Consider the following 7,361-nt stretch of genomic DNA (forward strand, 5'->3'; position numbering starts at 1 on the left):
GTACTGAGCCGCCGCGGTCCGCTCCGCCCCAATTCCCTTGAGCACGCGCGTCCCGCGCACCAGGTCCTCCGCGAGCACCGCGGCCTGCCCGGCCTCGTGCTGCTCCGTCCCGCTGTGCCGCCGCAACCGCCGCGCGGCCCGGTCCTGCACGACCAGCAGCAGCGCCGTGCCGAGCAGGATCACCGCTCCCAGCGGCAGCGAGAACCACAGCAGCAGCGCCGTGGAGACCGCGAGCACCGCCACCGCCGCCACCGTCTGCGCGACGATCCCGGCGAACGCGCCGACCCGGCCGGCGTCGCTCGCCGCGCGGGTGAGCAGGTCGCCGGGGGCGAGCCGTATGCCGCCGGTGGGGCGCAGCACCCGTTCCGTCACCCACATGCGCACCACGTGCCCGGTGTGCTGCTTCGCCCGCATGCTCGCCCGCGCGCCGAACCGGTACGACAACGACAGCAGCACGAAGTCCGCGGCGAGCACGCCCAGCCACAGTGCGATCGCCCACCGGCTGCCGCCCGCGACGGCCTCGCTCACCGTCGCGCCGACCACCACCGGCACCATCGACTCGCCGAGCTGGTGCGAGCTGTAGAGCACCGACGCGGCCAACAGGTCCCGGCGCCGCGCCCGCAGCGCTCCCCACAGCAGCGCGCGCGATGACGGCCACTCGACCGGGGGCGCCGCCGGCGGGGATGTCACGGCGGAGGGTGCGGCTGGTTGCGGCGTTAGCGGTGGGGCGTCGACGGTCACCAGACCGACCCTAAAGGGGCCGTCCGGTGGCGTATACGCGCTATGGAGCCAACCCGTATCGCCGACCGGCCACGGTCATGGCCACGCCTGCCGCCACGTCAGGGCCATGCCACGCCACACGCCTGCCGCCGCGCCCGCCGTCGCCGGATGCCGCCCGCCCCGCGTCGATCGAGCGAATAGATCCCACCAGCTCTTGAAAATGAAAACCAAAGTCGTATAGTGGAGGTATGGCCAGAAACGAACTGCGTCCCGTCGTCAAGCTCCGGTCCACCGCGGGCACCGGCTACACCTACGTGACCCGCAAGAACCGCCGCAACGACCCCGACCGCATAACCCTCCGCAAGTACGACCCCGTCGTGGGTCGACACGTCGCCTTCCGAGAGGAGCGCTGAGCACTATGAAGCTTTCGATCCACCCCGCCTACGGCCCCGTCGTCTTCCGCGACCGCGCCTCCGGCCACGCCTTCCTGACCGGCTCCACACTCACCACCGACCGCACCGTCGAGTGGACCGACGGCCGTACCTACCCCGTATTCGACGTGGAGGTCTCGTCGGCTAGCCACCCGTTCTACACGGGCACTCAGCGCGTCATGGACTCCGCCGGTCGCGTCGAGCGGTTCAACCGCCGCTACGGCCATGCGACGCCCGAGGCGCGGTGAGGCCCCGACGGCCCCGCCGCCTGGGCGCGGACCCGCATCGAGCCGCCCCCGGACGGAGCAGGAACCCGGCCTGGCACGTCTGACGTGCCGGGCCGCATCGTGTCCTGGCGCGGTGCCCTCAGACGTCGCGACGCCGTATCACCGCCACGGCGACGACCGCCGAGGCGACCGCCCACGCGGCCAGCGCGATCCACGAACCGTGCACCGACGCCGGGTACTTCCCGAAGTCGATCGGCCCGGCCGGATTGGTGACCAGCCGGCTCTCCGCGTCGGCCGGAAGCGTGTTCCCGATCTGCCGCAGCAGCTTGTAGCGGTCGCCCCCGAAGAGCAATGGCACCAGGAACAGCAGCGCCACCACGGCGACGACCGAGGCGGTCGCGTGGCGGAACACGGCGCCCAGCGCCATACCGATCAGCGCGCACACCGGCGAGATCAGCGCGTACGCGGTGACACAGCGCACGCACCCGGGATCGGTGATCGAGAGGCCGACATGGCGCGAGGCCAGCATCGCGTTGGTGCCGAAGAAGGACACCGTGGACACCATCACCCCCATCACCAGCGTGATCGCGGTGACCACGACCAGCTTCGCGAGCGCCACCGCCCGCCGGTCGGGCACCGCTGCGAACGTCGTGCGGACCATGCCGGTCGCGTACTCGCCGAACACGGTGATCGCGCCGACCACCGCCGCCGCGAGCATCACCAGGTCGGCAGAGATCTGGTTCAGGCCGTGGAAGATCGGGTCGTACGTCATCGGCCCGCCGCCCGGTATCGGTGCCGGCGGGTGGTCGATGTAGGTGAAGTCGGAGCGGACGGCGTTGAGGTTGACCACGACGGCGACCACGACACACGACGCCAGCACCCAGTACGTCGACCGCAGCGACCGCAGCTTGATCCACTCGGCGGCGACGAGGTCGGTGAAGCGGGGACGGAGATCGTCTGCCGAAGGCAGCGGACCGCCGGACGCGGCAAGGGACAGCGAGCTCATCGGGTCTCTCCCGTCCGGTACCCGGCCTCGGGCCGGGCCGGTGAGCCCGCCGGGTACTCGACACTGTCGGCGGTCAACTGCAGGAAGGCGCTCTCCAACGACGAGGATCTGGTGGCCAGTTCGTACAGCGTGAGGCCGTCACGTCCGGCGAGCTCGCCGATCCGGCGGGCGGGCAGCCCGATGACTTCGACGGCCTCCTCGGACACCTGCCGCACCGTCGCGGCCTCCTCGGACAGCAGCGCCCTCAGCGCCGCCACATCGGGGGTGTGGACGCTGACGACCACGGCCCCGTGCGCCACCCCGGACAGGGCTGCGAGGCGCTCGTCGGCGATCAGCCGGCCGCGCCCGATCACCAGGACCTGCTCGGCGGTGTGCTCGATCTCGCTCATCATGTGGCTGGAGACCAGCACCGTGCGACCCTCGGCGGCGAGCCGGCGGAACAGGCCGCGTACCCACAACACTCCTTCCAGATCAAGGCCGTTGAGGGGTTCGTCGAACAGCAGCACCCGCGGTTCCCCGAGCAGCGCCGCCCCGATGCCGAGCCGCTGCTTCATGCCCAGCGAGAAGCCACCGATGCGGCGCCCGGCGGCCTTGCCGAGCCCCACCTCCTCCAAGACGTCGGCGACCCTGCCGAGAGGGATGCGGTTGCCGCGGGCCAGCGCCGACAGGTGCGCGGCGGCGCTGCGCCCACCGTGCACGTCCTGGGCGTCGAGCAGCGCCCCTACGTGCCGCAGCCCGCGCGGGCGGTCGGCGAACGGCACTCCGTCGACCGTGACGGTGCCGCCGCTGGGGACGGTCAGGCCGAGGATCATCCGCAGGGTGGTGGACTTCCCGGCGCCGTTCGGGCCGAGGAAGCCGGTGACCCGTCCCGGTCGCACGCGGAACGACAGGTCGTCGACGGCGACTGTGGCACCGTAGCGCTTGGTCAAGTGGGTTGCTTCGATCATGGCTCCACGGTGCCGGGGGCCCCGCACGACCCGCATCGGGCCGCGGGCCGCAATCCCGAGGGCGCGAACCCATCCCCGGGACTACGCCCACCGGCCAATGTGCCGCCCCACGCCAGGCGCCTACGATCGACGCATGCCCGCCGCATCCCGTACGCCGATGCGTACGCCCCTGCTCAAGCGTCCGCCGCTGGGCGTGTGGGTGGCCGCCTTCTGGATGACGGTCATCCTGGTCCGCGGCATTCAGCGCCGCGACGAACTGGCGCACCTCACCAGGCTCAACGGCAACATGGAGGACGGCTCGCTCCTCATCGCCGCCCTCGCCACCACCCTTGTCGCCGCGCTGGTCTTCCGCCTGCCGCTGGCGGCCCTGGTGGCCGCGCTGCTCGGGTCCGTCGTCGCCGACAGCACCGGTGTGCCCGAGACGACCGTCGTGCTCTTTCTCCTCGCCGGTGTCGTCGTCGGCTACATCACCGCGACGCGCTCGCGCCGCATGTCGGTCGCCGGCGCCGCCATCTCATGCGCCGCCGTCCTTGCCGGCCAGGACAAAGCCGCCATACGGGCCGCACTCATCGCCGTCACGTTCGTCGCCTGGCTGGTGGGCAACACCGTCCGGCAGAGCCGCACGCACGCCGAAGCCCTGCGCCGGCGCGCCACCCAGCAGGCGGTGACCGAGGAGCGGCTGCGGATCGCCCGCGAACTGCACGACATGGTCGCCCACAGCATCGGCATCATCGCCATCCAGGCCGGCGTCGGCAGTCGCGTGATGGAGACCCAGCCCGCCGAGACCCGCAAGGCACTTGACGCCATCGAGGCCACCAGCCGCGAGACCCTGTCCGGCCTGCGCCGCCTGCTCGGGGCGCTGCGGCAGACCGACACCGACGGCGGCGAGTTGCCCCGCGACCCGGCGCCGGGCCTCGCCGACCTGGGCGGTCTCGTCGCCATCACGCACGAGGCGGGCGTACGCGTCGAGGTCCGCTGGAAGGGGCGGCGCCGCCCTCTGCCGCCCGACATCGACCTGTCGGCCTTCCGCATCGTCCAGGAGGCGGTCACCAACGTGGTCCGGCACTCGGGCACCCGCGACTGCGCGGTCACCGTCGACTACCAGCAGGACGCGCTGCTGGTGGAGGTGGTCGACCTCGGCTGCGGCAGCCACCTGTCGACGGCGAGCGGCGGCTACGGCATCGTCGGCATGCGCGAGCGGGTCAGCCTGCTGCACGGCGTGTTCAGCGCGGGGCCGCGGCCAGGCGGCGGCTTTCGGGTGGCGGCGCGACTGCCGCTGCCGGCCGGTGACACGAGCACGACGGCGGCCGTGGGCGCGGGTGGAAGCACGGGCGCGGGCGCGGAGGAGCGCACGAGAGCGGCGGCGGATACGGCGGGGGGCGGCCGCGCATCCGATCGCGCACCCGACGGCATGCCCGACGGCGTATCCGGGGGCACGTCGGCGCCGACCGGGGCCGCCGGCCCGGTGGGAGGGGACCGCACGCCCACGCGCAGCACCAGACCCGCTTCACCTGCCGCCCGGAGCCGCGCATGATCCGCGTCGTCCTCACCGACGACCAGCCGCTGATCCGCACCGGCCTGCGCGTGCTGATCGCCGACACCCCGGACATCGAGGTCGTCGGGGAGGCGGGTGACGGAGCCGAGGCGGTGGCGCTGGCCGCGGAACTGCGCCCGGACGTCGCCGTGATGGACATCCGCATGCCCGGCATGGACGGTATCGAGGCCACCCGGCTGATCACGGACGCGGCCGGCGACGGGACACGCGTGCTCGTCCTGACGACGTTCGACGACGACGAGTACGTGTACGCGGCGCTGCGGGCCGGTGCGAGCGGGTTCCTGCTCAAGGACATGCAGTTGGAGACCATCCTCGACGGCATCCGCGTCGTCGCGGCCGGCGACGGGCTGATCGCGCCGGCCGTGACCGGGCGGCTGATCGAGGAGTTTGCGCGGCGGCCGCCACCCGCCGGCGCACCGGCACCGGGCGCGGAGCCGGATCAGAGCGCGCGGAGCGGGCAGGACGAGCAACTGCGCCGCGTCACCGACCGTGAACGGGAGGTGCTGCTGCTCGTCGGGCGCGGGATGTCCAACACCGAGATCGCGGCGACCCTGTTCATCAGCGTGGCAACGGCCAAGTCCCACGTGGCGCGGCTGTTCTCCAAACTCGGCGCGCGCGACCGGGTCCAGTTGGTGATCATCGCGTACGAGACGGGACTCGTGGGCTGAATATCGGACTTCTTGTGCGGGCTGTGGATAACTTTGCGCACGGAGGTGGACGCAGCCCGTAGCGTGGTTCTCGCGTGGTGGAGTGCCGCGCTCATTCCCGTCCGGGAAGCCGGGGATGACGGGGAATACCAGGGGTGCCGGGGGCAGAAATGGACGGGTTCGTTTTCGGAGAGTTCCGTGTGCTGGTCGGCGGTCGCGGCCGCGGCGCGAGATTGGAGCGCGCCGCGCCCGAAGGCGGCCGGCGAGGCGGCGGCCGGGGCGGGGGCGACGGCGAGGTCGGCCCGGCTCAGCGTGTGCCGCGGCGGCGGGCGAGCCATCCGCACACGGGCGCGGTGGGCACACTCGTGGGGCGCGAAGAACAATTGGGGCTGGTGCGCAGCGCGGTGCGATCGCGCCGCATGGTCGAATTCACCGCGAAATGCGGCTCGGGAAAGACCTCCCTGCTGCGCGCCGTCGCACCGGACGCATATATCCGCGTCGGCGCCACCGACCTTGCGGATTTCCTCCAGGACATGGTCCGCGAATTCTACGAGTACCCGCCGGGCGCACCCCGGCTGACCACCGACGAGTGCCGGCGCGCCCTCGAACAGGTCGTCGCCGTCGTCGCGTTGGACGACGTGGGATACGGCCCGTTGCAGATCGCCGACCTGCGGGACGCGTTACGCGGATGCGCGGTGCTGATGGGCGCGGTCCGCCCGGGAATCGGGCGGCTCGGGGTGTCGCACCCGCTGCCCGGCCTCGCCGCCGCGGACGCGATGACCTTGCTCTCCCGCGACCTCGGCAGGATCGTCGCAGAGCCCGAACTGCCGCAGGCACGCCGGCTGGTGGCCGCGGTGGGCGGCCGGCCGCTCGCGTTGCGCCAGGCCGCCGCGCTGGTGCGGTACGAAGGCCGCGGTTTCGCCGAGCTGGCGCATGAGGTGGAGAGGGACCCGGGCGTGCTGGACGAGTTGGCGATCGCCGCGCTCGACCCGGAATCCAAGCGCGCGCTGGCCGTGCTCGCGCTGCTCGGCGGCGCCCACCTGCCGGCCCGGCTGGTGGCGGCGATGGCGGAAGTGCCGCCCCGCGCCGAGCGGTTCGACTGGCTGTGCGTGCGGGGGCTCGCCGAGAAGCGCGGTGACCGCTTCGGCCTGCCGACCGGACTTCCCGAGCCCTACCTTCGGCTGCTCCACCGCCACCTCGACTTCGGCGTCTCGCTGCGGGCGCTCGGCACCTGGATCGAGGCGCGCGATCCGTGTGGCGCGGAGGCGAGGCAAGCAGCCGATGCGGCGGTGCCGTTGCTGGACACGGCGGCGGGCCGTGGCGAGTGGGACACGGTGGTCGCGCTCGCCTCGATCGTGGAGCCGGTGCTGTGTATCCAGGGGCACTGGAGGTCCTGGCAGCGGACGCTGGACATCGGGCGGATCGCGGCCGGCGAGCTGCCGGACGTGGTGGCGGAGGCCCACTTCGCCCATCAGGAGGGCACACTGCACCTCCTGGAAGGCCGTCGGGAGGCGGCCAGGGAAGCGCTGGCACATGCGTTGGAGTTGCGCACCCGATATGCGGGGGCCGGGGGCGACACGGCGGCGGAGGACACCCGGGCGAACCTGGCGTTGGCGGCGGACGGCAGCTGTGACTCGCGAGGTGTCGGAGGAGCAGGCGCTTCGAGGACCTCGCTCGGCGGGCGGCTGGCGGGCATGGGCCGTTCGGCGAGCCGCCGGGCGAGAGCCAGGGCGCGTCGGCGGCACAGAACTCTGGTCGGGTTGGGGGCGGCCACCGCGGTCCTCGCGGCCGGTGTGGCGGTCGCGGTCGGCGCCGTCGGGAGGGACGG

8 protein-coding genes are annotated in these 7,361 nt (G+C 72.8%); 5 read left to right on the forward strand and 3 right to left on the reverse strand.

The genetic code is table 11. The features are described 5' to 3' along the window. Positions 1-690, reverse strand: a 690-nt coding sequence (locus AC13HU_RS27190) for an ABC transporter ATP-binding protein (RefSeq protein WP_483044589.1), incomplete at its 3' end; no start/stop codon positions are given. Between the two features lie 278 nt (positions 691-968). Here AC13HU_RS27190 and rpmG point away from each other — a divergent pair. Further along, positions 969-1,133 (forward strand): 50S ribosomal protein L33, encoded by a 165-nt coding sequence (gene rpmG, locus AC13HU_RS27195; RefSeq protein WP_483044590.1) that lies wholly within the window; start codon positions 969-971, stop codon positions 1,131-1,133. 5 nt (positions 1,134-1,138) lie between these two features. Beyond that, positions 1,139-1,399 carry a type B 50S ribosomal protein L31 gene (locus AC13HU_RS27200; RefSeq protein WP_483044591.1) on the forward strand — a complete coding sequence of 87 codons (261 nt, stop codon included), beginning with the start codon at positions 1,139-1,141 and terminating at the stop codon, positions 1,397-1,399. A gap of 118 nt (positions 1,400-1,517) precedes the next feature. On the opposite strand, the gene AC13HU_RS27205 is transcribed toward AC13HU_RS27200, so the two are convergent. Together AC13HU_RS27205 and AC13HU_RS27210 are read right to left on the reverse strand one after the other, a co-directional pair. After that, complete coding sequence (locus AC13HU_RS27205) at positions 1,518-2,384, reverse strand: ABC transporter permease (protein ID WP_483044592.1); 867 nt, start codon at positions 2,382-2,384, stop codon at positions 1,518-1,520. After that, a complete protein-coding gene (locus AC13HU_RS27210; RefSeq protein WP_483044593.1) occupies positions 2,381-3,331 on the reverse strand; it encodes an ABC transporter ATP-binding protein in 951 nt (316 codons plus the stop codon). The genes AC13HU_RS27205 and AC13HU_RS27210 overlap by 4 nt, the downstream gene beginning before the upstream one ends. 133 nt (positions 3,332-3,464) lie before the next feature. Between AC13HU_RS27210 and AC13HU_RS27215 the strand changes: the two genes are divergently transcribed. The 3 genes from AC13HU_RS27215 to AC13HU_RS27225 form a co-directional block, all read left to right on the forward strand. Next, positions 3,465-4,865: a sensor histidine kinase gene (locus tag AC13HU_RS27215; RefSeq protein WP_483044594.1), complete on the forward strand. Its 1,401-nt coding sequence runs from the start codon at positions 3,465-3,467 to the stop codon at positions 4,863-4,865. Continuing rightward, positions 4,862-5,554, forward strand: a complete 693-nt coding sequence (locus AC13HU_RS27220; RefSeq protein ID WP_483044595.1) for a response regulator — start codon at positions 4,862-4,864, stop codon at positions 5,552-5,554. The genes AC13HU_RS27215 and AC13HU_RS27220 overlap by 4 nt, the downstream gene beginning before the upstream one ends. Positions 5,555-5,952: 398 nt before the next feature. Next, on the forward strand, positions 5,953-7,361 hold a 1,409-nt coding region (locus AC13HU_RS27225), incomplete at its 3' end, for a hypothetical protein (RefSeq protein WP_483044596.1).

Source organism: Streptomyces sp. NH27 (assembly GCF_056859195.1).